Raw genomic sequence first — 24,677 nt, 5'->3', positions numbered from 1 at the left:
CCTGAACCCTGAACTCTTGAAAAAAAATCCGATGAACTGGAACTGGTACATTTCCGTGGCGGCCGTCCAAGACGTGATGCGGACCGCCGGCTGGCGCGTGAAGGCTGGTCGCTCCGTCATCGCCTGATGATGGGCGACGATTCGGCCGAATTGCCTGCCGAGCTGGCGGAGCTGGTCGCGGAGCGGGAAGCGGCCGCCGCGGCGAAAGCGGCCCAGCAGGCCCAGGCCGCCGCCGATCTGCGCCGGACCCGCAAGGCGGAGCTGCTGGCCGGCCTGCTGCAATCGAGCGTCGGGCCAACCGATCGCAGCGAATGCACGTTCGCCCCGGAGGCGGAGCTGGTCGACGGCGCCGACCGGTTCCACGTCGGTCAGACGGCCGCCGGCCAACGCGCGTGGTCAGGCAGGATTTTCTTGGGCACGACGACTACCGCACCCATTACCACGCCCCGGCTGACCTGGCCCGACGGTGGGCACTGACTTACGCCACGTCCGCCGGCATCACGGCCGACAAGGCCCGCGAGTGGCTGAGCAAGTACTCAGGTTGCCACGGTGCGGATCTATATCGCGCCGTCGTCGAAGCCGCTGATGCCGGCGCCGCGGGAAAGGCGGTGGAAGCATGAAGCTTCAAGAGTACGAAGCGATCATCGACGGCATCGAGAGCGGACAAACGCGGGCCAGCGTCGAGTGGTTCGAATGGGCCCTGCTGGCCGTCGCCGGCGATTGCCGCCGCGCGTTGTATGGCGCCGACACGCTGGTGTTCGGCGTGCGGGAAGAATCCGGCCGCATCGCACGTTTGTCGCGCGCCGTCGAGACGGAGCTTCGGGCCGCGGCGCGTTGGGTCGGCAATGTGCTGGTCGTGCCGGCCGTGCTCCGCCTCGGTCCCGAGGCGGCCGCCGGCGACAACCTCTACGAGCTCTGGCTCAACGGCCAAGCCGCCGTGGTCGATGGAAGCATTCGACCGCGCGCGGCAAGTCATGGAAGCTGAATATCCCTCCGTGCGGGCCTTGTGGGAGGCGATGCAGAAGTGATCGACCGCGTTTGCTTGTGGGAGTTTCCCGAACATGACTTTGCGGAGTGGTCGCGCCTGGTCGTCCCGCCCGCCGTCGACACTTACCTCGGCTATCTCGCCCTGCTGACGGCCGTGCAGGCCGACGCGGAGCGACAAGGTTTTCAGGTAGTTCGCGTGCGGCTTTCCGTCACCCCGGCGACCTGCTGCAAACGCCCGACGCGCAGGCCATCGCCTATTACTGGGGCGTAGACCGCAAGCTGGTGTCCCGCTGGCGCAGGCGACTGGGCGTCGGCCGGATGACGGAGGGCACGGCGAAAATTTGGCGGGAAGCGGCCGACAAGCTGCACCCTGAGTCAGACCCGTAGGCAAACTTGTCGCCTTGCAGCGTGCTTGCGGCATTCAGAGGCGCTCGCGGCGTCCGATTCCGACGATCGGCGTCGGCTTGTCGGCGAGTCCGACATGGGCGGCCATCCGCAGTATCCTGCACCGCGGGCCAGCACTTCGACCGATCAAAGAAAACGGTTACGCCATGACATGGCGGACCGACGAAACGAACGCCAACCCACGGACGGAACCCAAGCATGGTCGCCATCTTCGGACGCAACCCGGAGGAAACCAAAAACGCAAATGGGGACCGAAGTTCGACATTGCCGCCGGCCCGTCCGCGCCTGTCGCCCGGCAAAACCGTCGAAGAGTCAAAGACAACCAAGTCGGCGCGCGCCGCATCGCCGGGAATCGCCCCGCATGACGCAACTTTTTTGCAGGACGGAAAGTCTGCCCAGCGCGTTCCCGCGCCACACAACGCGCCGACAGCCAAGGCCGCCCAGGCGGTGCCCGCGCCAAAATCGGCCGGCGCCGCAGACCCGCCGGCCCCAGGCAAGTCGGCATCCGCGCCGACACCGGAATCGGAGCTCGAACGGCTCACCCGCTTGGAGAAAAAGTTGGCGGTCTACTATCACACGGCCTGGTTGAAGGCGGCCGAGGCCTTGAGTGAGATCCACCGCGACCGACTGTACAGGCACGTCGCCCAATCATTTTCGCAATACCTGGCGGACCGCTGGACCGACATGAAGGAGCGGCATGCGCTGAAGCTCATCACGGGCTGGGGCGTGATGAAGAACGTCCGTAAGGTTTCCGACTCGCTCAGCTTGAATGCTGCCTTGCAGCTGTCTCGGCTGCCCCAAGACGAGCAGGCGGTCTGTCTGCAAAAAGCGATGGCCGCCGCCGGTCCCCGCGGCCCGAGCGGCCCGGAGGTTGCGAAGGCGGTCGCCGAACAGCGGCCCCCAAGAAAAACAAAGGCCAAGGCACGCAAGCAGCTCAAGAAGATCATCAAGCTGAAGTCGGGAACCATTCGGCTCAAACGCGGCGCCGCCGATCTCAAATCGCTGATTGCGGAGCTGCAGGCCCTGATGGACGAGGCCGCCGCTCAGCTTGCCGCGCAGACTGCGCGCGACGCCGCCTAGCGTCGATCCAGAATCTGCTTCACGGTGGCCGCCTGCCACGGCCGGCCGTCCTTCGTCGCAAAACCTTCCTCGCCCAGCTTGGCGCCGATTTCCCGCAAGCTCAGACCGCAGGCCCGCAGCTCCCGCATCCGCCGCAGTCCGGCCTGCTGCCGCGGGTCCTCGACCATTTCGCCCTCGGGCGTGAGACTGTAGCCGTAGCGGACCCGCCCTACTCTCTCGCCTTTGCTGGTTTTGTGCTGCAGCGCGTCGCGAGTTCGTTCGCCGATCGCTTCGCGCTCCCATTGCGCGACCGACATCAAGATGTTCAAAACGAGCCGGCCGGCTGCGGTGCGCGTATCGATCGCGTCGGACACCGAAAAGAGTTGCTTGCCGGCGCGCTCGCCGAAGTAGCCTTTGATGAGCGTGTCCCAATCGCCGACCGACCGCGAGAGGCGGTCGAGCTTGGCCACCAGCAGCCCTTCGGCCTCGCCCGCTTTGAGTTTTTGGAGAGCTCGCTTCAGCCCGGGCCGGTCGAGCGATTTTGCCGAGACACCGGCATCCTCGATAATCTCGACCAACTCGATCTCGTAGAGCGACGCATACGCAATCAGCTTGGCCCGCTGTGCGGCGAGGCTGACACCTTCGCTGGCCTGCTCTTCCGTCGAGACCCGAACGTAGCCGATGGCTTTCACCCGTAAATATACACCCGTCCCGGCATCGGGGCGGCCGCGGCGCAAATTTAACGACCGGTTGTTTACAGGTTTTGCGGCCGGAAACCGCGGTCTCGCGCTGTGGCCAAAGAATCCAGCGCGTCGGGTGGAACGGACTGCGGAACTTGATAGGCTTGCGCGAAGCGTTTGGACGTTTGCCGGCACGGCGGTGAGGGGTGACTCGCCGCTCGTGTCGGCACTTTCTGTCGCCGCTGGGCCCCGACCGGCGGTTTCCGCTGGCGACCGGCAGTTTGTGCGCCGGCGGAGCTATGCGAGGCTGCGTTTTTCCCGTGCGCCAGCGGCCTTTTCTGGCTTCGATGCAGTTTCTTGCCTGTTTGCTCGCCAGCCCCAGGGTTCCGGCGCCGCGAGGCGCGGTCTCTGCCGGACCAGCCGGCGCCGACACTTTTTTGCGCGGCGTAGGCTTCTCTCATCCCTCATCGCGACCCATGACCTTGCGCGACGTAATTCTGAACCGCATCGACCTGATGATCCGTCGCGAGCTGGCGGGGGAGTCTGACGTCGGCGATCTCGAGCTGAAGAGCGATGCCGAGCTGCTGGTCTGGTACGATCGCTTCCGCGAGCTGAGCTCGCGACACCCCGCGGCACGCCTGCTGCCGGGCCCGCGTCGATGCGGCGAGTGAACAGTTTCGCTGGCGCGCTTGTCGATTTGCCTGTATAAGGGATTTTGACAGGGAACTTTTCGGGAGCAAACCAAATGGCCACGCAAGCGATCGACAACGGGAAACTTATCACGGCCCGGCTGCCGGGAGAGTGCAGCCAGTGTGGCGGCTCGATCGAGCCAGGCGACAAAATCTACTTCTCGCGTCAGATCGGACCGCGACATCAGCGGTGCGTGGCCGACAACCGCCATGAAGAGCCGACGCCGGAATCGTCCGACCGCGAGGCGGCGCCGTCGCGAAATCCTCGCACCGACATCGAACGACAAGAGGCCGATCGCTCGCCGGCGCGGAACGTGTATCGCGACTTGGCCTACCGCGAGGCCGCCCGCGCCGAGATGGCGAAGGTTCTCGACAAAGTGATCGACGCCCTGAGCGCGATTCGCGACGTGCTTTCGTGATCGCTTTCTGATTTGCAATTCGCAACCCCGCGATGGGATTGAGGTATTCGGCAGAAAACCGTCGACCATGCCGGCCGATAATCTCTTTATGGTTCCCGCCCCGAGAGCAAAGCCACAGCGGCGGCCCGCCCGCGCCTCGAAGCCCAGCGGAGCGACCCAGGCGGAGCCGTGTCCGTTTGGCCTGGCGCTCCTGGTCTACGTGCTGCTCTGCGCCGTGATCGTCGCCACCGCGATTCACCTGGCCAGCGCGACGAGGCCCCACAGGGTTCGGCCAACAGGGCCGATCTCGGAGAGCGGGCCGTAACGTTTCCGCGCCGCGCGGCGCCGTCGCCGTCGCGCGCGCGTCGCCGCGCGGCGTGGCAGCCATCGCGACGCCGCCGGCGGCGCGACGTGCATGATCGCGAGCGCCGCCGCGCGCCGTCGCGTCGGCCCCCCCGCGGCCGGGCGACGTTGCATCGACGATGCAGACGCCGCCCGGCCGATCCGCAATGCGCTTTCAAAGCGGCGGCCCGGCTCGCTCTTCGCGGAACTTGGGCTCACGTCGAGCCCCGTTCTTTTTGCGGCGCCGCGCGGCTGGAAGATCGAGCATCATAACCGGCCGCGGCAGCCGACGAAAACAGCGACCTGGCGTGGCCGCCGAATCGAGCGGCCCAGCAGCCGCCGGATTCGTCGGCTCCGGCCGAAAGGCAGCGGATGGACGATCCGCTGTCGGACCCAAGGCCCGCGAAAACTCGGCAACGGTGGCTTGTTCGCGAGCGGTGCTCTTGTCCGCTGTCGAGCCGACAGGCGCCGAAACGGTTCGCCACGATTGCGCCTGCCGCGGGATCGCGCCCTTGCTCGACTCCCAAGTCACGTGCTCTCGCCGTGCGTCTACTGCCCGCGTAGGCGTTCGCTGGGCTGTTGACATTGCCGCGATCGCTGGTAAGGTCGAGATCGTGACCAGCGGGCAACCGCGTAGAGGGAATTCATGCGAAGCACAACGGCCGTTTGCACAGGCTCGCCTTTGCCGGGATCGGTAACGCCCCGGCTCGCCACCTCTATGGCGATCACGAAAGACGGGCCTGTGCAAACGGCCGTTTTCGTTTCGCCACGGTTGGCCTTCTGCCATCAGCCCCCCCAGAAGCTTTGACGCGGTTTGACGCGCTTCCCTGTCCCGATAACGGCTTTTCTGGCGACAGTTACCCCCAACATGGATGGATGTATTAAAACCGAAAAGGCAAGCCCCACAACGCTTTCCGGCAAAACGTGATGACGGGCGAGACGGCTTTTGGCCCTCGTTTGGGACCAGAAGGTCGCAGGTTCGAATCCTGTCGCCCCGATTCTCCTTTTGTAGCTTCACGCGGCCAACGGGGCAAGGGCCAACGATGAGAGCAGCAAGCGTTCAGACGATCTCGCTCGCCACGTTAGGCATTGCGGCGATGGCGACCGTGGCCTTTGCCGTGGCCTTCCTGGGTCGGTGGTTTCCGCTCGGTGTGCCCGGCGAGCTCGAGTATCCGCGGCTGGGGCCTTGGGATGTGCCGATGGCCGCCTGGCTTTCGCTTTTGCCCGCGGCGGCCGTCGCCCTGGCCATGATCGGTCTGGTGGTCCATTCGCAGAGGTGGATTGACAGCGCTCCGCGGCGTGTGTTTCTGCTTACGGTGGCCGCAGTTTTGGTGGCGGGCGGCAGCTTCCAAATGCTCCTGGAAATCGCCGCGCCCGGCGGGCTGCAGAAATGGGCGACGCTGTTTCACACGTTCCGCCACGCGGCGCGCGACGAGTTCGCCGACGTGCCGTCGGTGCTCACCAACCACAGCCAGGTGGCCGCCTCGTTCGAGCCGAATCACATCTCCGCGAACCCCGCCGGCTGGATTCTCGTTTACCGCGCTTTGCTGAGTTTCTTCGATCGTTGTCCCGAAGCCGCCCAACTCGTCTGGAGAATCGAACCGGCGGAACTGGCCGGCGCGCTGCGCAACTGGTCCGGCACGCAGGCCGTCCCGCTGGCCGACCAGGCGGCGGTGACCACCGTCGCCTATTTGAGTCGCCTGGCCGCGTTGCTGGTCGGACTGCCGATCGCGTGGCTGGTGCGGCAGCGGAATCGCCGTCGGGCAGCCCTGGTGGCGATGGCGATGGCGATGCTCGTGCCCGCCGCCACGCTGTTCGCTCCGTCGGTCGATTCCGTCTACCCCGCCTTCGCCACGCTCATCGTGGCGCTCAGCTATTACGCCAGCGAACAACGATCTTGGCGCGCGGCGGCGGGCGCGGGGGCCTTGATCGGCATCGGCATGTTGTTTTCGCTTTCGTACCTGGTGGTGGCGGCGGTCTGCGCCTTGCTCGTGGCGGTCCGAACGGTGCAGGGCCGTCGCCCTACCATCGCGGCCGTCATTGCCGCGCCCGGAGCATGGCTGCTGGTGGTGCTGCTGCTGGCCGCGGTCTTCGGCCATCGCGCTTGGGAAAGCTGGCTGGTGAATCTGAACAAGAACCGCGAATTCAATGAATACTGCGGTTGCACTTATCCGAAGTGGATTTTCGTCAACCTGGCGGAGCTGGCCGTGGCCCTGGGAATCTCCGCCGCCGTTTTTTTGGCTGCGCGAATCGTCGCTGGCCTGGCGCGGCCCAGAACGTGGAGATCGGCCGACGCCGTTTGTGTGGCGTGGACCTTGAGCGTCACGCTGTTGGCGCTGGCCGGAACCAACCGCGGCGAAGTTGCGCGACTGTGGCTGTTCTTGATGCCGCTGGCCGCGGCACTCTCCGTGGAACGCTTGGCCGACGCGGAACTCGACCTGCGAGCAGTCGTCATCGCCGGCGCGCTCGCCCTGCAGCTCGCCAACGGTTTGCTGCTCAGCAGAGAACTGCTGCTTTTCTGGCAATGGCTGCCTCACGATGCGGCGCAGGCGTTCGTTGCGGGCAGCGATGCTCAATGGTCGCACCCGCGCCGCTTGACCGACGCGGAATACCAGCGACGCACCGGCAAGCGGCCCGTTTTCGACGCCCCCGGCGCCGGCGGCGGCGATATCCGTCCAGGGCAGACGGTTTATCTCTGGTCGGCACGTGAGAAGCTGGTCGGGGTCGCGTCGGATGCCCAAACGTACCGGCATTTTGCGCGGGCGGCCGCGGCGCACGACGCCGCGGCGCTCGACCGTCTGGCCGCATCGCAACAGGTGGCGCTCATACCGCAAGATACGATGGCGATTGTGGTCCAACGGGGCGAGCGCCTCAACGCAGTGCGTATCGTGGGCGACCGCGAGGGCCGGGTCGTCTACGTCGGCGTCGACGACGCGCATGCGCAAAAGAAACCGTTGGCCCTCGCCAAATGACTTCGGTCAGCCCTCCGAGGGACGACTTGCGCGGCGCTAAAGGCTCTTCAAAAAGCTGACGGCCTGGCCGAGTTCTTCAAGAGGATTCTCCGCCTTTTCGCGGACCACCGTCCAATCGCCGCGGTAGTTGTGCTCTTCCAGCGCGCCGAGCAACGCCGGAAAATCGGACGCGCCGCGGCCAAGCTGCACTTCAATGCCGCGGCCCTGGGCCAGGTCGCGCACGCCGTCCTGGGCATGCACGTAGACGATTTGGCTGCCCAGTGCGGTCACCGCCTCCAGCGGCGAAAAGCCGTTGATGATCAGCGCTCCGGGATTCAACGTCACGCCCACGGTGCCGGCGGGCAAAGCGGCCAGCAAGCGGGCCAGGTCGCCGGCCGACTCGCTGCCGGTCTCGGCCGCCAAAAGCGCTCCGGCGCGCTGAGCGTACGTTCCCAGGTCGGTGAGCACCTCGACCAACGTCTGCCAGCGCGGCCCGTCCGCTTTTTCGGGCACGCGGCCGACCTGGTTCACCACCCACGAGGCGCCCAGGTCGTAAGCCAGCTTCATCGCCGCCTTGGTGGCCTCGACGCGACGGTCCAAGTCGTCGGTCACATCATAACCGCGGCGCGTGCGAAAGCCGACCGCCGCCACGCGCAGCTCGAAGTCGTCGAACAGCTTTCGCAGTTGGCGGCGGCCGGTCTGCGACAGCTCCTGGGGATGGGCGTCGCCCCGCGCATCGAGCTCGATGGCGACGGCGCCCCACTGTTTGGCCAGCGGCAGAAGCCGCTTGAGGGCGGTCCGCGCACTGCGGGCTTGAACGGCGACTCGAATGGCCGGCATAAACGGTCCTGACGTTTTTAACTGCGACTCGACACGAATCCTCGGCAAAATCGGGCGCGCCGCTCCCTCACCGCGCCGCTCGACCGATATTCTCTTTGATGAACATGCTTGCCTCTCTGCTGATTGTAGCGGCCGCCGGTCATATGGCTACCGTCGCGCGCCATCCCGACGCGGTCATGCTCTATCAATGCGGCTTCGAGCAGAACGCCGACGAAGATTACGACCATTGGCCCGACGGCTGGACGCGGCGCCGCGGAGACGGCTTTCCGCACTATCTGCCGATCGAAATCAGTCCCGAGTCGCCCGACGAGGGAGGCCACTCGTTGCGGTTCGATCTGGACGGAGGGGCGGCGACCGCTTACAGCCCGGCCATCGCCATCGACCCGCGGTACGATTATGTGCTGCACGCCAGCCTGAAAACGCGACAGCTTAGGTACGACCGGGCATGGCTGAGCATCGTCTTTCTCGATCAAAACCGGCAACCGCTGGAAACGATCGAGTCGGAAAAGCTCGGCGCCACCGAGGGCTGGCTTCCGCTGCGCATCGGCCCCGTCGCCTGTTCGCGTCCCGCGGCGCGCTGGGCAAAAATCGCTTTGCACCTGGAGCCGGTCGGACAACAAGACCTGCACGGCGCGGCGCTGTTCGACGACCTCTGGTTCGCACAGATGCCGCGGCTGACCTTGCAGATCGCCCAGCCGCACCTGCTCTATCCGGTGGGCGAAGCGGTCCGCGTCCGTTGTCGGGTGTCTGGCTACCATGCGGCTGTGCCTGACGCGCAAATCGAACTGAGCGACGCGATGGGAGCCATGCTGGCGAACGAGCGGTTGCAATTGCAGCCGGTGGCCAGCGCGCCGGAAGCCAGCGACCCATTCAGCGATCTGCCGAAAGACTTTCTGGTGGCCGAGGCCGGCTGGACGCTGCCCGTCAGCGAACCGGGCTATTATCGTCTGAGGGCGACGGTCTCGCACGACCAGGTGGATGTCTATCACCACGAGCTGCGTTTGGCCGTGGCCGCGACGGTCCCCCGACCCGAACAAGGCGAATTCGGCTGGAGTTTGCCCACCGGCGAAGGAACGCTGACGCTGACGATGCTGGCGCAGTGGGCCAACCAGTCGGGCATCCACTGGGTCAAGTTTCCGCTCTGGTACGACGCCAAAGACCAGGCCCGCGTCGAAGCGATCAACTGGTTTGCCGACCGGCTCAACGCCCAAGGAATCAGCCTCGTGGGGCTGTTGTGCGATCCGCCGGCCGAGACGCGGCGGGTGCTCGCCATTGGGCCCGCCGCCCCCGTCGCGGATCTGTTTGCTCACCCGCCGGGGCTGTGGTATCCGTCGCTGGAACCGGTGATGGCGAGGCTGTCGCTCAAGGTGCGCTGGTGGCAGTTGGGCCGCGACGACGACAGCAGCCTTTCGGGCGTGCGGAGCCCGCAGGTCACCGTGGCGCGCGTCAAGAAGCAGCTCGACGAGATCGGGCAAAATTCGCATGTGGGCGTCGTTTGGAACTGGCTCGATGAATTGCCCGGCGGAAAGCATGTTCCCTGGTCGTTTGTCTCGCGCACCTCGGAACCCGCTCTGGCCGCCGGCGAAATCATGGATTACCTGGCAGCGACCAAGACCGAGGAAACGAAGCCTTGGCTTTCGCTCAGTCCGCTCGACGCCGAGAAATACGACACGATGACGCGCTCCGTCGACCTGGTGACGCGCCTGGTGGCGGCCAAGGAAGCGGGCGTCGAAAAGATTTTTTTCAACGACCCTCTCCATGCTCAATCGGGCCTGGTGCGCGACGACGGCAGTGCCAACGAGCTGTTGCTTCCCTGGCGGACGACGGTTTTCGCCTTGGCGGGCACGCGGTTCTTGGGCCGCTTGCAGCTCGCGGGCGGCAGCGAAAACCGCGTTTTTGCGCGCGGCGACCAGTTGCTGGCCGTGCTCTGGAACAGCCATTCGACCCTCGAACCGGTCGATTTCGGAGCGCGAATCCAGGTGACCGATGTCTGGGGCCGTGTCCGGCAGGTGGAAAGCGGACCGGGCGGCGCGCCGACCGTCGAGGTCGGTCCCTTGCCCGTCTTTGTTTCCGGCCTGAACGAAGCCGTCACCCGCTGGCGGATGTCGCTGGTAGTGGGTCCCGAACGGTTGCCGAGCGTGTCGGGGACGCCGCACCAGGTGCGCGTCCAGTGGCGGAACTACTTCGACCAGTCGGCCGGCGGGAAGTTGAAGATCGTCGCTCCCGACGGTTGGCGCGTGACGCCGGACCTGATCGAAATGAAAACCGCGGCCGGTGAAAGCGTCCGCCAAAACTTGGAAGTGGTCGTTCCCTCGACGGCGAGCTGCGGCCGCGAACGGCTGCGGTTCGAGTTCGACGTGCAAGCCGGAGGACGCCACCGGTTCAGCGTGCAGCGGCCGATTGAACTGGGCCTGGGCGACGTCTACCTGGAGCTGGCCACGCATCTGAACGCCGAGGGCGAGCTGCAGGTCGATCAGCGCACGATCAATCGCACCGGCGAAAAACTCAGTTTTCGTTGCTATCTCAGCGCTCCCGACCGGCGGCGGATGCGGGCCCAGGTGTGGAAGCTGCCGCCGGGCGAAGACGTGCTCACCTACCGCTTGCCCGCCGGTGCCGAATTGCTGGGCCAGAAGCTGCGCGTGCAGGCGGAAGAGATCGGCGGCAAACGACGGACCTTGAACTACAACTTCGTGGCCGAGCCTTAGGTCGCGGAGGCGGCACGGCTATCTGGCGAGTTTCGCGGCACACCTTAATTGCATCGCGAGCTTGGAAACGCAAAGCTGGTTTAAGGAGACCCCTTCGGCCTCGGCCTCCGCCAGCAGGGCCGCGTGCAGCGATCGCGGCATTCGCACAATTGTCTGCCCCGACGCCGTCGACAGCCTGTCGGCCAGTTCGCCGGGCGGGTCGCCATCCTCATCGCGCTCCTGGTCGAGCAGTTCGCAGAGCTCCTTGTAGGCCCGGCTGCCGGCCAGCGCCGCGCGTTCGCGAACGTCGGGAAACAGTTGCGTCAGCTTGCCGCCGATACCAAACAATGCGTTTTCAATCGTTAGCCAATCGAGGCCCTTGCCCGCCAAGTCCTTGGCGAATCGCAGCCCCTCGGCGGCCCGGACCTCCACGCTTCTTTTCGACGCGGCGGGCGGCGGCCGGTCATTTGCCCGTGCTTTCGCCGACCTTGTGCCCGCCGTTTTTTTCGCCGCCCGGCGCTTGTCGGCCGGACCGCCACCCGTGGCGCCGCCGACCCGCGTAGCTGCTTTCATCGCCCTACCTCCTATTCTTCTTCGTCCGTTCGTAAAAACTGTACGCCGTCGTAGTATTGGACTTCCATGTACATCGCTTTTTGGCCCAGAGACCTCCCAATTTCCTTGATCAGTTCGGTGATTTCGGCCAGACGCCTGCGATCGGTTTCAATGACCACTTTATCACAGACGTCGCTGTAGCGTTTGCCGTCCTTCGGATCGGTCCACTCGCCGTGAGTGCGTCCCTCGCGCGTAATACCCTCGAACCTGCTCCACAGCCGTCTGCGAATCGACTTCATCTCTTTCACCGAGACCTTGCTTCCATTTCCATCGTTGTGGTGCAACGGAATCAGCGTGGTAACCTTCAAAGAAAGCTCTCCGCCATCGGCTTTAATGCCAAATCGTCATCAACTACATGATAACATACCTGTTATCAACCTCAAACGGTCCTCCGTGCCGAAGCACATGGACGTCAACCGCCCGTCGTGTGTTTCTTGTAGTACTCCGCCGAGCCGGTGAAGCCGGCGATCACGTCTTCGTTGGTCTGTCCGGCGGCGAACTGCGCCAGCCAGAAGTCGAGTCCGCCGGGGTCGGCCGCACGGCCCAGATAGTGGAAGTAGTCGGCGTTGATGAGGTTCGTGTTGTTCTCCTGACTGTTGGCGATGCCGAGCGCTGCCTGGCTGCGCGAGACGCCGGCGGCGAGTTGCGCGTCCCAGAACGTCTGGCCGCCCTGGTCGGGCGGTCGGCCCAGCAAAAGTTGAAACACCGCGTCGACCCAATCGGTGTTGGTGCCGCCGGCCTTGGTGAAAAACTCGTCGGAGGCGACGAAGCCGGCCTCCAATTCCTGATCGGTCAGGCCGCCTTGCATCTGCGCCACCCAGAACTGGATGCCCGCACTGTCGGCCGCGCGGCCCAACAGTTTCAGATAGTCCGGCTCGATCACGAACTTTTGGTAGTACTCGGCGCTGTGGGCGATGGCCTGGGCGACGCTGCTGACCGCCGTGCCCCCGTCGAGCTGCTGCGTCCAGAACTGCAAGCCACCGGCATCGGGCGTGCGGCCGAGCACGTCGAGAAAGACCGCGGTTACATACAGGCTGTTGAGATCGGAGGGGAGGGAAGTGGTGGCCTGGGCCGCGGTGGGCGTGGTTTGCACGTTTCCCACACTGTCGGTCACCACGCTGTAAAAACCATAGCTGTGGCCCGCCTGACCGGTAAACGTGGCCGAAGTGGCGGTGGTGGCGGTCTGGAAAGCCGTGAACGGGCCACCGTTGTCGCTGACAAACACGCTGAACGTCGGCGCGCCAGGCCCGCCCAGCCCGCTGGCCGACCACGCGACAGTGAACGACAATGGGCTGACCGACGGCAGGACATTGACGGTGCTGGTCGGCAGCGTGGTGGCGACGGTGGTGATGGCTTGCCCGTGGATGGGGTTCGCCTCGACGTTGCCGGCGTTGTCGGTCGCCACGCTGAAGAAGACGTAGGTGTGCCCGACCTGGCCGGTGAATACGGTCGAGGTGTCGGTGGTCTTCGTCAAAAGCGGCGTGTAGGGCGCATTGTTATCGCTCACATAGACGTTGTAGCTGGCGATGCCCGAACCGCCCGCGTCGTCGGTGCCCGACCAGCTCACGGTGAATTTGGGCGGGCTGTCGGTCGGCAGCGCGGCCACGCTGCTGGTCGGCGCCGCCGCGTCGATCGTATTGCTGATGGGCGCCGTGCTGAGCGGCGCGTTGGTGTCGAAGACGACCGTCGCCTGGGCATTGACGGCGGTGCCCGTCTTGGCCGTGCTCTTCGCCTGGACTGTGTAGCTGACAAACCCTTCGCCGTCGCCGTTGGCGTCGTCGGGCGGCAGCAGGCCCTCGGCCGGGCTGAGCGGGCTGTCCATGGATGCCGGATCGAGGCTGGTGAGCGTCCAGGTGACGAGCCCGGTCTGCACGTTGAGCGATGCCGAGACATCGACCAGCAAACCGTTGGATCCCGCGCCCGGCGCCGTGGATGGCAGCGTGACGCGCGTGTGGTACGATTGCAAACCGGCGGGAACCTGCACGACGGTGTTGCCGAAGCCGATGTTGCCGAGTTGGAACGTAGTCAAGTCGAGGTTCGGGTCGAGCTGCTGCGTGACGGTCACCGTATCGGCGGCGGCCGTGGCGGTCGGCTGGTTCTCGAAGTCGATGCGGTAGGGGAGCGAAGCGGTGCCGGAAACGAAGGCCTGACTGCCGAAACCGGCCGGGCCGGTGATGTCATTCGGGTCCTGGGGGGTGGCGGAGATACTGTTCGCGCCCGACTGCGGCTTGAAGCCGTCAACTAGCCGCTTCTTGGCCGCGTCGGAAAGCACGTCCTGGTTTGACTGACCCAGATTTGGCAGGTAATAGTGAATGGCGGTTTGCACGCCCTCCGGCACGCCGGGAATGTGGTTGATCGCCGTGCCGACCAAGACTCCGCCAACGGCCGCGACGCCCACGGTGCCGACAACAGCAGCCGCGCTGGATGTGAGAACGGTTGCGCCGACTCCAGTGGCTTCCGCCGTCGCTCCGGCAAGAGCCGTTCCGCCGGCTTCCCCCGTGACGCCCACAATAGATGTGCTCGTCGTGGTAGTAAGCGTGGTGTTTACCGTTTGTGCGGTCCAGGCCAACGTCTCTCCATAGGCGTTCGTTTGCGCAACCGTAGTCGCGACCGTGACCGTCGTCGAGGTAAAAGCGGCGCCCGTGACCCCGCTTGCCACTGTCGCGCCGGAGGCCGCCGTCAGGTAGGCTGCTCCGCCTGCGAGGATGGTTGTGCCGCCCACACCAGATCCGATCCCCACAATCGCTGACGTTTCTTGGGGAGTCAAATTCACGACATCGCCATTGTTCGCTTGCAAGCCGCTCGGATCGCGGTCATTCACCGGGCTGTTGCCCACATAGCGATAAAGATTCGTGTCGCCGCCGCCAATGCCGGTCGGGTCCGGCTGATCGAAGCGGCCGAGGCCGGAATCGTACCAGCGGTAGCCCATGTGGAACAAGCCGCTGGCGCCCGCGCCGGCCATCACGCCGAGCTGGCCGCCATAGGTGAAGGGATTGGCGGCCGTGCCGGTGGCGCTGATCTGTTCGCCGAAAGGAAGATAGCTGTAGGCATTCAGCACGCCGCCGGTCGGACCGGTCAACTGGGTCGTACTTCCGGCGGCGTCGAAGCCGTAAAAATTGCTCGAGCCGCCGGCCGTCGTCTGGCTGACGAGGCCGAGACCATAGGCGTATTGCGCCAGCGGGCTGCCCCCGGCGGAGAACTGCCCCACGACCGTGCCGTAGGCGGTCGGATCGTTCAACAGATTCGTTACGGTGCCGTTGACGTCTTCCGAGACGAGCTGGCCGAGGCCGTTGTATTGATAGGTCGTCGTGCCGCTGGGCGAAACGACGCTCACCAGTTGCCCCAGCACGTTATAGTCGTAGCCGGTCGTGCCGCTACTGTTGGTGCTGGCAACGAGGTTGCCATTGGCATCGTATTGGTACGTGGTATCGCCGGCCTGCGTGTACTCGTTGAGATCGTTCGACGCGTAAGCGGTGCTTTGGCCGTTCGTGACGACGGCCACGCGGTTGCCGGCCGCATCGTATTGGTAGCTGATGCTCTCGCCCGATGGCGTTTGCACGGAAACAAGTTGGCCGTCGGCATCATAGCCGTAGGTGAACTTGCCCGCCGCGGTGGTCATGGTGACCGGCAGGTTCTGGTCGTTGTAGGTGTAGACATAGCTCGATTGCGTCGAGCCATCGGGAGCGAGATTGACAATGCTCAAGACGTTGTCGTTGGCATCATACGTGAACTGAGTGCTCGTACCGTTGCCAAAATTCTCGCTGGCGATACGCCCGGCCAGGTCGTATTCGTAGGAGACGATCAGTTTCCCGCCGCCATCCGTGAGTTTCGCAAGCTGGCCCAACGAGCTATACGCATAGTTCACTGTGAACCCGGTCTGGTCCTGCATCTGGGTTCGTTGGCCCGCCGAGTTATAGGTGTAAGCCAGGAACGTGCCGTCCGGATAGCTGACTTTGGTAAGCCGGTCCGCGGAATCATAAGAAAACGTCGTGGTTCCCGTGGAATCCGTCATGGAAACCAAGTTTCGATGGGTATCGTAGGCGAACGTGTTCTGCGTACCGTCGGAGAGCGTTTCGCTCTCGAGCATGCCATCCGGGAAATAGGTGTATCCCACCACCTGGCCGCCGCGGGTGATGAACTGCGTCACCTGGCCCAGCGCGTTATAGGCGTATTGCTGGTTGCTGCCGTCGGGATACGCGATCGACCGCAGGTTGCCATTCGTTGGATCGTAAGAATAATTGAGCGAGTTGCCCGCCGGGTCGGTGAGCGTTTGCAGGCCGCCGAAGCTCGAGTTATAGGTGGCCGTCGTTTGCTGGCCGAGCGGATCGATGAAGCTGATCGGTTTTCCCAGCGCCCCGTAGGCGATGGACGACGTTAGTCCTCCGGGGGCGGCGATCGAGACCGGCTGCTGCGCCGCGTTGAAGGTTCCCTGCTCGATGTTCCCCAGCGGATCGACGATTTCGGCGACTTGGCCGTTCTCGTTCAGAAATTCGGTCGTCGATTCTTTCAACGTGTCGGTCGTGGTGATCGAGCCGACGTTGTAGGCGAAGGTCAGCGGCTCCGCGCCGGCATTGAGCGACTGGCCGATCAATCGCCCCTGATCGTCGTAGTTGAAAAGAACCTGCGAGCCGTTGGGATTGGTGATCGACGCGATGGCGTTGAGTTGCTGCGGCGTGCCGCTGGTGACGTAGGTGTAGCTGGTCGTGCCCAGCGGCGCGGCGACGCTGAGCAAGTGTGCCGACGAATCGTATTGCAGGGATGTGACGCGGCCCTCGGGATCCGTAATCTGGCTGACCAGGCCCTGCGAGTTATAGGCCAGCGTGGTCACATCGCCCGTGGCCGTATTGGTGAGGCTGGTCAACTGCTTGCCCGTATAGCCGTAGACCAGTTCGTTGCCGTTCGCGTCGTCGAAGTAATTCAACGAACCGTTGGCGTTGAACACCTCCAGCGTGCCGTCGGTTTCGCGGAGTTGATAGGCGGCATCGACGAGCTTTAATGTAGCCGCGTCGCCGGGCACCCCCGCATAACTGCCATCGGGCTGAAGTGTGAATTGCCGCGCGGTGCTCCCGGCCACAATCTCGACGTTCCCTTGGGAGTCGGTGACCGCCGTCATCGTAGGGTCTTGGATGCCCAGGCCGAAGATGCCCTGGGTGTAGCGCTGGGCGATGGCGCCGTAGTCGCCGTCTTGCTGCAACTCGAAGTCGAGCAGCGTGTTGACGTCGGCGGTCGGTTCACCGATTTGCGCCAGGTACGATGCGTCTTGATCGAGCACGCTTTGCAACTGGCCCAGTGTATCGCCGACTTTGGCGGTGAAATTGGCGAAGATGGCGTCCCAGGCGGCGCCGGGCATGCCGGGCGGCTCGAGCGAACTTTTCAGCGTGCTCCAGTCGATTCCCGCGTTCGGGTCGGCCACGTTGAGCTCGAAGTTCACCGGCCCGGCCGAAGTGGCAATGAAGTTTACGTTCAGCGAGCCTTCGGGGAAGCGGCCGAAGGCCAACGGTGCGTTCTCTAGGGGGCCGACACTCCCACCGGCGAGATTGGGTATCGGCGGCGTCCTTGTGCCGGGCAGGCTGCCGGCCACACTCCCGTCGCCGGTGTTGTCGATTCCCAGCAGCATGATGCTGCCCGATGTGAAGCCGGTTTGGCCGGGCAACTGAAACTCGGCATTGTCGCTCGACAGAATGAATAGCGGGGCCGCCACGCGATCGCCTTCATAGGCTTCGCTGTAGTAGTTGACGCTGAGTGTATTGATCCGGCCGGTGCGCACGGCCGATGGCGCGCTGACGCTGCTGATAATGGACGTGTTCATCCCCCATTCAGCCGGATCGGCAGCATTGTAGTAGCTGGCAAAGCCGCCGCTGTCGTCCACCTGCAGGCTTAGCAACGGCGGCACGTAACCGAAGTTAGCATCGATGAAGTCGAGCGGTGAGTAGGGGTCGGCCGTGGTGCTGAATGTCTTGCCGTGATCGCTGATCTGAACCGAATAGTCGCCCTGCGGCACGTTCAGCAGGTTGAAGGTGGCTTGCAGCGTGGTGGAGTTGTCGAACGTGACTGAAGAGGCGGCAATGGTCTTTCCAAACTGCCCGGTGGTGAGGCTGACCGTGGTTTGCGGCGTAAACTGGTCGCCGGTGATCGTGAGCGTCACCGGACCGACGTTGAGCGCCTGAATCGGGCTGAGACCGGTGACGGCAAACGGCACTTCCTGGGCCGCCAATTCAATCTTGTCGCTGGTAAAGGCCGCGCCGGAGGGATAGGTCACGGTGATGTAATAGGTGCCTCCCTGGGCACTGTCGATGGTGGCCGTAGACGGGGTGTAGTACTCATAGCCGACGTAATTCGGCACAGAATTGCTCGACGTGGGAACCGCCCCCAATGCGGCGAGAACCTGGATGCCGACACCTTCCGAGTGGTAGCCGGCGATCTGTACGTCGTCGCCCGCCGGAACGTTCAACTGAAATATCTGTTCCTGCCCTTGCGACAGGGTGAAGTCGGTGTATTGCGCGTTACCCGTGGACGGGCTGAGGGGAAGTATCGGCACGGTCACTGAGAAGCTGCCCATCGAGGCGAGCGTGTTGTTGACGCGGTTCGCATCGGGCACGATCCCCTGGCTGTCGGCCTCGACGAACACGTGATAGCTGCCCGGCAACAAGAGCGGCAAGGGCGCGGTGAGCGTGCCGGAATAATTGCCGTTGGTGGCCACGGCGCCGGTGTGTGTGACGTGGCCCAGCAGCACTGCCGAGGAGTCGAGCGTGGCGTGCGTGCTGACGAAGACAGCGTCCTGCCAGGTGGTGGCGACGGTGGCCACGCCCGAGTTCGTCACCTGGTAGTTGACGCTCACCGGTTGCCCGGCCTGGGCGTTGGTCGTCACGAGCGTGGCGCTTGTCACCGAGAGATCGGCGACAGCGGTGGCGGCGGTGACGGTGACGTTCGTGGCATTGGTTTGCGCCTGGAAGAGATTGCCGCCGTGGTATTGCGGGCCGGTAATGGCTGAAAAGCTGCCGGTGGAACTGCCGAATTTGAGCACCGGGAAGCTATCGCCGTCGCTGGGCGAGTAATTGCCCGACGGCGCCAATTGCAGCGTGCCGCCGAGCGTGGCGGCGGCGGTGACCACGACCTGGCCGAATTGGCCGCCGGCGGGGCTGCCGCCCAGGCCGATGTCGAGCGTGCCGGCGGAAGTTTGCGTGTAGATGTCGGCCAAGGTCAACGTGCTGCCGGGGCCGACGGTCAGGGTGCCGCTGTTGGTCAGATCGCCCGTCGCAGTGAGCTGAGTGCCATTGGGTCCGTTGAAGTGTTGCCTGATCGTGGCAACCGCAGCGCCGCCAGTGAGCGTGAGACTGCCCGCGTTCGCCTGCAGCGCGCTCAGGCCGATGAACGTGAGACCAAAGGAGCCGCCCACGGAGGCGCCGGCGCCGCTTAACGTGATACTGGCATGATTCGTGATGATGTTGTCGGGCAATGCCAAGTGGGCGCCATTCATCGCGTTCCAGGCGCCGGCGGTCAAATCGCCATCGGCGGTGAATTGGGCTATCGTCCCCGAGAGGGCCAATGTGCCCGAATCGGCCTCGATGGTGCCGGTGTTGGAGATCGAGCCGTTGATCAACAGCGTTGAGGTTCCGCTGCCGGCAGTCTTCTCAATCAGGCCGGCATTGACGAGCGCGGTCGAGCCGCCAACGGGATTATCGAAGCCGGAGTCGGCGGTAATCTGATACACCGCGCCGGCCTCGTTCTTAAGCGTGGTGGGAAACTGGCCGTCGCTGTGGAGGCCGAAGTTGCCTGTGCCGCTTTGAATGATGGTCCCTCTGTTGTCGAGCATACCATCGTTGTAGAGCTCGTGCTCGTTCGACCCGCTCAGAGTCATTGCGCCGAGATTGGTCAGGTCTCCCAACGCGGTATTGATGCCGCCGCCGGTCCAATTGAAATTGCCGAGGTCGGCGACTACGCCGCCGATGGCGACGGTGATGCTACTGAAATTGACCGTGCCGGCGCCGGTAAAGCTGCCGTTCATCGTGGCGCCGCCGAGATCGAGCGTGGCGCCGGCGGCGACGGTGAAACTCGTGCCGGTGCAGGTGATGCTGATGGCTGACAAATCGACGGTCGCTCCTTGGTTGACCACGACGTCGCCACCCGTAAACGTGCTCCCGCTCGCAAAGTTAACGAGCGTCAGGTCTCCGCCGTCGGCTTCGATCGTTCCGTCGTTCGAATTGACTTGCAGGTTCAACGTTGTCGCACCGCTGCCGGTCATCTTGATCGTGCCTTCATTGCTGATAGCAGAGCCGGCACCCGACCCAATCCCGAAGCTGCCGCTGTTGGCGAAAACGATGGAGCCGGTGGCCTGATTGTCGAACGGCCCGTCGATGCCCATGCCGCCGCCGCCGATCACGTCGATCTCGCCCTGGTTGACGAACGGAATTCCGATCGTCGTGGTGGCGAGGGCGTTGATGGTCATGAACCCGGTGTTGGTGAAAGTTGGGGCGGGGCCGGCGTTGCTGATCTGGCCGCCGGTCCACAGCAACATTCCCTTGGCGAAGTCGAAGGTGGCGCCGCTGGGGCCGATGGCGAGCGCGCCGCCGTTGACCAGCACCTGCCCGCCGCCCGTGCCGGTAAAGGTGCCGGTGTAAGACCCCTCTTCCCCGCCATTTAAGTCAAGCACAGCGCCGCTGTTCACGACATAGTTTCCCCCGGTGTTGGTGCCGGCGCCCGAGTTACCCCCTCCGAGAGCCAGTTTCCCGCTGTCGACCTCGACGGTGCCGCCCTTCAGATCGAAGGGAGCTTGCACGGTTGCCGTGCCGCCGCCGGTCATCTTCAGCAGTCCTTCGTTGCTGAAGGTTGCGCCGCCATTCAGGCCGCCGGTGCTCTGGATGACAAACTTTGCGTTGGCCTGGTTGTCGAGAGGCCCATTAACCGTGAATGCGCCGGTGTTCGTGTCGTCGATCTCGCCCTGATTGACGATCGACGTCGTGCCTAGGGTGACGCCGCTCGTGGTGTCGATTGTGATGAAGCCCGTATTGGTCAAGGTCGGGCTGACGTTGGACGCGTTGGCGATGGTGCCGCCGGTCCATTGGAACAGGCCTTTCGCGAAGTTGAAGGTGGCGCCGCCGCCGCCGATGTTGATCCCGCCGCCGCTAAACTGGACTGTACCGGCGCCCGTGCCGTTAAAGGTGCCGGTGAACGTGTCGCCGCTGCTGCCGCCCGTCAGGTCGAGCACCGAGCCGCTGGCGACGTTGTACGCGCCGCCGGTTTCCGTTCCGAAGCCGCCGGCCAGTGTCAGATTGCCGCTGTCCACCTCGACGGTGCCGCCGGTCAGGTTGAACGTTGGACTTTCGGTCGCCGTGCCGCTGCCGGTCATCTTGAGCGTGCCTTCGTTGCTGAAGCTGCCGTTGCCACCCACGCCCCCGGTGTTCTGGATGACGAAGGTGGCCTTGGCCTGGTTGTCCAAGGAGCTGAAGACGTTGAGGCTGCCGGTGCCGGCGTCGTCGATCTCGCCCTGATTGGTGAGCGGCACATTGAGCGAGGCGCCGCTCGCCGTGTCGATCGTGATGAAGCCCGGGTTCGTCAAAGTGCCCCCGGCGTTGGCGATCGAGCCGCCGGTCCACTGGAACTGGCCTTTGGGAAAGTCGAACGTGGCCCCGCTGCCGCCGATCTGGATCGAGCCGCTATTGAGTTGAACCGGGCCGGCGCCCGTTCCGGTGAACGTGCCCGTGAACGTATCGCCGCTGCTGCCGCCGTTCAGGTCGAGCACGGCCCCACTGGCGACGTTGTAGGTGCCGCCGGTTTCGGTTCCAAAGCCGCCGGCCAGCGCGAGGTTGCCGCTATTGACCTTCACCGTGCCGCTGTTCAGGTTGAAGGTGCTGGCTAAAGTCGCGGTCCCTGTGCCGTTGTAGACCAGCGTTCCCGAGTCGGTGATCTGCGAGGCTCCGCTGATGCCGCTGGCGCCACCAAAGGTCAGGCTGCCGCCGGACTGAATGGTGAGGGCGTGATTGTTGAGCGAGAGCGTGCCCGTATCGAGGCTCAGACTGCCGCTGATGGTCATGTCGCCTGCGGCCGAAAAGTTTTGGCCGCCAGTCAGGCTCACGCTACCGCCCATGTTCGTCACCGTGGCGAACTGCGTGAAGGTGGCGTTCGGCCCGGCCAGGTTGACGGTCGCCTGGTTGGTCGAGAGATTCGCGGTGCTGCCGAAGTTAAGCGCGGCATTATTATCGACGTCCCAAGTGCCGCCGGTCAGCGTGCCGCTGGAGACCTGCGTGATCGCGCCGGTAAGCGAGAGCGTGCCGCTTTTGGCGTGAACCGTGCCGGTGTTGTCGAGATCAATGGCCACGGTAGAGGTGCCGGTGCCGGCCGATTTTTCCAACAGCCCGGCGTTGTGCAAGGTGTTCGTGCCGGAGGCGGCGGCGAATCCCACGTCGGCCTGCAAGTCGATGGTGCCGCTAGCCGCGTTAGTAAGCGTCGCGCCGGCGAAGCTCAGCCCGCCGACCACGGCCAGCGTGCCCGAGTTGTCGGCCGTGTCGCCCGACAGAGTTAGCGTGCCATTGGTGGTGAGCTTGGCGCCGGCGTCGATGGTCAGCGCGGCCGTGGTCGAGGAATCGGCGCCGAGCGTCAGCGACCCGCTGGCGACGACGAGGGCGCCTGCGCTGGTGAGGCTATGGGCCGCGTCGCTGCCGCTGACGGTCACGGTCACACCGGACTGGCTGATCGTCACGTCGTCGCTGGCGGTCGGCACCTTGCCGGTGCTCCAATTGCCGGCCACGTCCCAGGAGCCGCTGCTGGTCGACTTCCACGAGACGGCGTCGAGCATCAGCCGCTGCTCGAGCGTTTCTATGAACTTGACGCCGAAGAACCTGCCCTTCGACTGCAACCTGCTACGCGAACGACGCCTCCGAGATGCCGCACTCATGACCGTACTCCAGAACAAAAAAGACCGCGCGGAAAACGACCCACGGTGGCCCGGCGCGGGAGATCCACCGGCGTAAATATCTTAATAACGGGCGACGCGCATTGCAACGATTTTGAAATCTTCCGTTCTAAAACAGCGCCGCACAGGCTTATGAGGCCAGGCGACTTTGCGAGCGCCGGCCCACCACGAGAAGGGCGGAAGTCAGAAGAATGAAGGCAGAAACAGATTCTGCCTTCTGCCTTCATCCTTCTGCTTTACCGAAACGGTGGGCCGGCGCTCGCAAGCTCGGCTCCCACCCTACGCCTTCGGATAGCAGGCGACTTCGATGTGGTGCCCGTCGGGGTCGCGGAAGAAAACTTGTTTCAGGTTCGTGTCCTTCTGCAGGTTGGTGCGGAAGTGTACCGCGTGCGCCCCAAGAAGTTGCTCGACGGCATCGGCGTCGTCAACGTAAAACGCCAGGTGGTTGTCGCGCGTCTCGATCAGGTCGCGCGGGTTCTGCGGAGCGTCGTTCACGAGCAAGTGAATTTGAATGCCGTAGTTAAACAGCCAGGCTCCTGGAAAACCGAGCTGCGGCCGGGGTATTTCGCGAAAGCCGAGCACGTCGCGATAGAAGGCCCGGCTGGCTTCCAGATTTCGGGTCACGCGGGCGACGTGGTGCAGCGAGCGGACCGGCAAAGGTTCGGGCATGGTGTAGGTCTTTCTTGGGGCAGTGCGGTGCGGACTGGCTGGCGGACAGTATAGCAGACACAACGGCTAATTGACCCCGCTCTGAACCCTGACCCCTGAACCCTCGTTACCGCAAAACGGCCTCGATCGGTTTGCCTTCCGCAATCTTGATGGGCCGTCCCTCTTCAGAAATGTTTTCGGCCGCCGGATCGACGCCGAGCGCGGCGCAAAGCGTGGCCAGGACGTCGCCGACGTCGACTTTGCCCTCTTCCACGGCCATGCCGTCGGGGCTGGTGCGGCCGAACGCCTGGCCACCGTGAAAACCGCCGCCGGCAAACACGCAGCTCCAGGCCGCCGGAAAATGGTCGCGGCCGGCATTGTTGTTGATTCGCGGCGTGCGGCCGAACTCGCCCATCCAGAGCATCGTGGTCGTGTCGAGCAGCCCGCGCTCGGCCAACTCCGCCAACAGCGCGCCCCAGCCCGCGTCCAGTTGGCCGCAAAGACCTTGCACGAGCTGAAAGTTGTTTTGGTGCGTGTCCCAGCCGATGCCGCCGCCGTCCAGCCCTCCCAGCGAAACTTCGACAAACGGCACGCCTCGCTCGATCAAACGTCGGGCCATCAGGCAACGTTGTCCGAACCGGCCGCGGCCATAACGCTCTCGCACGGCGTCAGGCTCGTCGTCGAGATCGAACGCTTTGGCGGCTTCGCTCTTCATCATCCGCACCGCCCGTTGATAGACGGTCTTGTGCGCGATGGCCGACGCGGTGCGATGCCGCGATACGAAGTCGTTCTCGAACGCCTCGCGGATATCGAAGCGGCTGGCGGTCTGCACCGCGGTCACACCGGCCGGCGGCGAAAGATCGTCGACGCCCAGCCGCGCGTAGCGACCGCCCGATGCCGGCGCCGCCGTGCCCGGCTCGCGCACGCCAACCGTCAGCGGAGCATAACGCGGCCCCAGGAACCCAGAGCTGAAGGCCATCGGGCTGAAAAACGAATAGGGGGCGATGCTCACGTAGTTGGGAACTTCGGCTTCTTCCGGGCCGAGTTCTTTGGCCAACGAGGCGCCGATCGCGGGATACTTGATCGGCCCGCCCTGTTGATGGCCGGTACGCATCAGGAAAGTGCCACGGGCATGGTCGCCTTCCTTGGTGCTCAGGCTGCGCACGATCGTCAGGTGCTCGGCTAGGCCGGCCAGTTTGGGCAAGTGCTCGCTGATTCCCAGGCCCGGCACGCTGGTGGCGATTTCCTTAGACGGCCCGCCGTTGGCGTGTCGCGGCTTCAAATCGAATGTGTCGATCTGACTTGGGCCGCCGGGCATCCACAACAGAATACATTGCCGCCGCCGGGCAGGGTGCCGGGCGACTTCATCGGCCAGCACTGGCAGCCAAGGGCTGGCGCTCACGCCCCAAAGCCCCAGACCCGTTGCCCGCAGCATGCCGCGGCGCGTGACCATGATATTCTCCCGCGAAGAGG

Annotated in this window: 15 protein-coding genes; 8 read left to right on the top strand and 7 right to left on the bottom strand. The window is 64.5% G+C overall.

Going from position 1 to position 24,677, the window contains the following annotated elements; genetic code table 11:
* Positions 1 to 126: 126 nt before the first annotated feature.
* The 4 genes from VNH11_27535 (at position 127) to VNH11_27520 (ending at position 2,472) form a co-directional block, all read left to right on the top strand.
* On the top strand, positions 127 to 477 hold the full coding sequence (locus VNH11_27535) for a hypothetical protein (protein ID HVA50149.1): 351 nt from the start codon (positions 127 to 129) through the stop codon (positions 475 to 477).
* A gap of 139 nt (positions 478 to 616) precedes the next feature.
* Positions 617 to 985 (top strand): hypothetical protein, encoded by a 369-nt coding sequence (locus tag VNH11_27530; GenBank protein HVA50148.1) that lies wholly within the window; start codon positions 617 to 619, stop codon positions 983 to 985.
* 39 nt (positions 986 to 1,024) lie between these two features.
* Positions 1,025 to 1,258, top strand: a complete 234-nt coding sequence (locus VNH11_27525; GenBank protein ID HVA50147.1) for a hypothetical protein — start codon at positions 1,025 to 1,027, stop codon at positions 1,256 to 1,258.
* Between the two features lie 332 nt (positions 1,259 to 1,590).
* Positions 1,591 to 2,472, top strand: coding sequence for a hypothetical protein (locus tag VNH11_27520; protein HVA50146.1), 882 nt, complete (start codon positions 1,591 to 1,593; stop codon positions 2,470 to 2,472).
* On the opposite strand, the gene VNH11_27515 is transcribed toward VNH11_27520, so the two are convergent.
* Positions 2,469 to 3,143 (bottom strand): recombinase family protein, encoded by a 675-nt coding sequence (locus tag VNH11_27515; GenBank protein HVA50145.1) that lies wholly within the window; start codon positions 3,141 to 3,143, stop codon positions 2,469 to 2,471. The two genes, VNH11_27520 and VNH11_27515, sit on opposite strands and share 4 nt — an antisense overlap.
* 464 nt (positions 3,144 to 3,607) lie before the next feature.
* Here VNH11_27515 and VNH11_27510 point away from each other — a divergent pair, with 464 nt between their 5' ends.
* The 3 genes from VNH11_27510 to VNH11_27500 all read left to right on the top strand — a co-directional run bounded on the left by VNH11_27510 (position 3,608) and on the right by VNH11_27500 (position 7,532).
* Positions 3,608 to 3,802, top strand: a complete 195-nt coding sequence (locus tag VNH11_27510) for a hypothetical protein (protein HVA50144.1) — start codon at positions 3,608 to 3,610, stop codon at positions 3,800 to 3,802.
* Between the two features lie 74 nt (positions 3,803 to 3,876).
* Positions 3,877 to 4,239 carry a hypothetical protein gene (locus VNH11_27505; GenBank protein HVA50143.1) on the top strand — a complete coding sequence of 121 codons (363 nt, stop codon included), beginning with the start codon at positions 3,877 to 3,879 and terminating at the stop codon, positions 4,237 to 4,239.
* 1,364 nt (positions 4,240 to 5,603) lie between these two features.
* Positions 5,604 to 7,532, top strand: coding sequence for a hypothetical protein (locus VNH11_27500; GenBank protein ID HVA50142.1), 1,929 nt, complete (start codon positions 5,604 to 5,606; stop codon positions 7,530 to 7,532).
* 36 nt (positions 7,533 to 7,568) lie between these two features.
* On the opposite strand, the gene VNH11_27495 is transcribed toward VNH11_27500, so the two are convergent.
* Positions 7,569 to 8,351: a sugar phosphate isomerase/epimerase gene (locus VNH11_27495; protein HVA50141.1), complete on the bottom strand. Its 783-nt coding sequence runs from the start codon at positions 8,349 to 8,351 to the stop codon at positions 7,569 to 7,571.
* Between the two features lie 104 nt (positions 8,352 to 8,455).
* Between VNH11_27495 and VNH11_27490 the strand changes: the two genes are divergently transcribed.
* Complete coding sequence (locus VNH11_27490; protein HVA50140.1) at positions 8,456 to 11,056, top strand: NEW3 domain-containing protein; 2,601 nt, start codon at positions 8,456 to 8,458, stop codon at positions 11,054 to 11,056.
* Positions 11,057 to 11,074: 18 nt separating this feature from the next.
* Here the strand turns inward: VNH11_27490 and VNH11_27485 are convergent, their stop codons facing one another.
* The 5 genes from VNH11_27485 to VNH11_27465 form a co-directional block, all read right to left on the bottom strand.
* Positions 11,075 to 11,608: a toxin-antitoxin system HicB family antitoxin gene (locus VNH11_27485; protein HVA50139.1), complete on the bottom strand. Its 534-nt coding sequence runs from the start codon at positions 11,606 to 11,608 to the stop codon at positions 11,075 to 11,077.
* 11 nt (positions 11,609 to 11,619) lie between these two features.
* Complete coding sequence (locus VNH11_27480) at positions 11,620 to 11,955, bottom strand: hypothetical protein (protein ID HVA50138.1); 336 nt, start codon at positions 11,953 to 11,955, stop codon at positions 11,620 to 11,622.
* A 104-nt stretch (positions 11,956 to 12,059) separates the two neighbouring features.
* Positions 12,060 to 22,538, bottom strand: coding sequence for a DUF4214 domain-containing protein (locus VNH11_27475; GenBank protein HVA50137.1), 10,479 nt, complete (start codon positions 22,536 to 22,538; stop codon positions 12,060 to 12,062).
* A gap of 297 nt (positions 22,539 to 22,835) precedes the next feature.
* Positions 22,836 to 23,225, bottom strand: a complete 390-nt coding sequence (locus VNH11_27470) for a VOC family protein (protein HVA50136.1) — start codon at positions 23,223 to 23,225, stop codon at positions 22,836 to 22,838.
* Between the two features lie 106 nt (positions 23,226 to 23,331).
* On the bottom strand, positions 23,332 to 24,657 hold the full coding sequence (locus tag VNH11_27465) for a DUF1501 domain-containing protein (GenBank protein ID HVA50135.1): 1,326 nt from the start codon (positions 24,655 to 24,657) through the stop codon (positions 23,332 to 23,334).
* Positions 24,658 to 24,677: the final 20 nt, after the last annotated feature.

The sequence above is a fragment of the Pirellulales bacterium genome (assembly GCA_035533075.1).
Taxonomy (GTDB): Bacteria; Planctomycetota; Planctomycetia; order Pirellulales; family JAICIG01; genus DASSFG01.
The sequence above is the reverse complement of the archived record's forward strand: the minus strand, read 5'-3'. Positions and strand labels throughout refer to the sequence as shown.

What these genes read in the sequence shown, in the direction of transcription:
- VNH11_27535 (HVA50149.1), top strand. Translation starts at nt 127, where the DNA reads ATGATGGGCGACGATTCGGCCGAATTGCCTGCCGAGCTGGCGGAGCTG.
- VNH11_27530 (HVA50148.1), top strand. Translation starts at nt 617, where the DNA reads ATGAAGCTTCAAGAGTACGAAGCGATCATCGACGGCATCGAGAGCGGA.
- VNH11_27520 (HVA50146.1), top strand. Translation starts at nt 1,591, where the DNA reads ATGGTCGCCATCTTCGGACGCAACCCGGAGGAAACCAAAAACGCAAAT.
- VNH11_27510 (HVA50144.1), top strand. Translation starts at nt 3,608, where the DNA reads ATGACCTTGCGCGACGTAATTCTGAACCGCATCGACCTGATGATCCGT.
- VNH11_27505 (HVA50143.1), top strand. Translation starts at nt 3,877, where the DNA reads ATGGCCACGCAAGCGATCGACAACGGGAAACTTATCACGGCCCGGCTG.
- VNH11_27500 (HVA50142.1), top strand. Translation starts at nt 5,604, where the DNA reads ATGAGAGCAGCAAGCGTTCAGACGATCTCGCTCGCCACGTTAGGCATT.
- VNH11_27495 (HVA50141.1), bottom strand. Translation starts at nt 8,351, where the DNA reads ATGCCGGCCATTCGAGTCGCCGTTCAAGCCCGCAGTGCGCGGACCGCC.
- VNH11_27490 (HVA50140.1), top strand. Translation starts at nt 8,456, where the DNA reads ATGCTTGCCTCTCTGCTGATTGTAGCGGCCGCCGGTCATATGGCTACC.
- VNH11_27485 (HVA50139.1), bottom strand. Translation starts at nt 11,608, where the DNA reads ATGAAAGCAGCTACGCGGGTCGGCGGCGCCACGGGTGGCGGTCCGGCC.
- VNH11_27475 (HVA50137.1), bottom strand. Translation starts at nt 22,538, where the DNA reads ATGAGTGCGGCATCTCGGAGGCGTCGTTCGCGTAGCAGGTTGCAGTCG.
- VNH11_27470 (HVA50136.1), bottom strand. Translation starts at nt 23,225, where the DNA reads ATGCCCGAACCTTTGCCGGTCCGCTCGCTGCACCACGTCGCCCGCGTG.
- VNH11_27465 (HVA50135.1), bottom strand. Translation starts at nt 24,657, where the DNA reads ATGGTCACGCGCCGCGGCATGCTGCGGGCAACGGGTCTGGGGCTTTGG.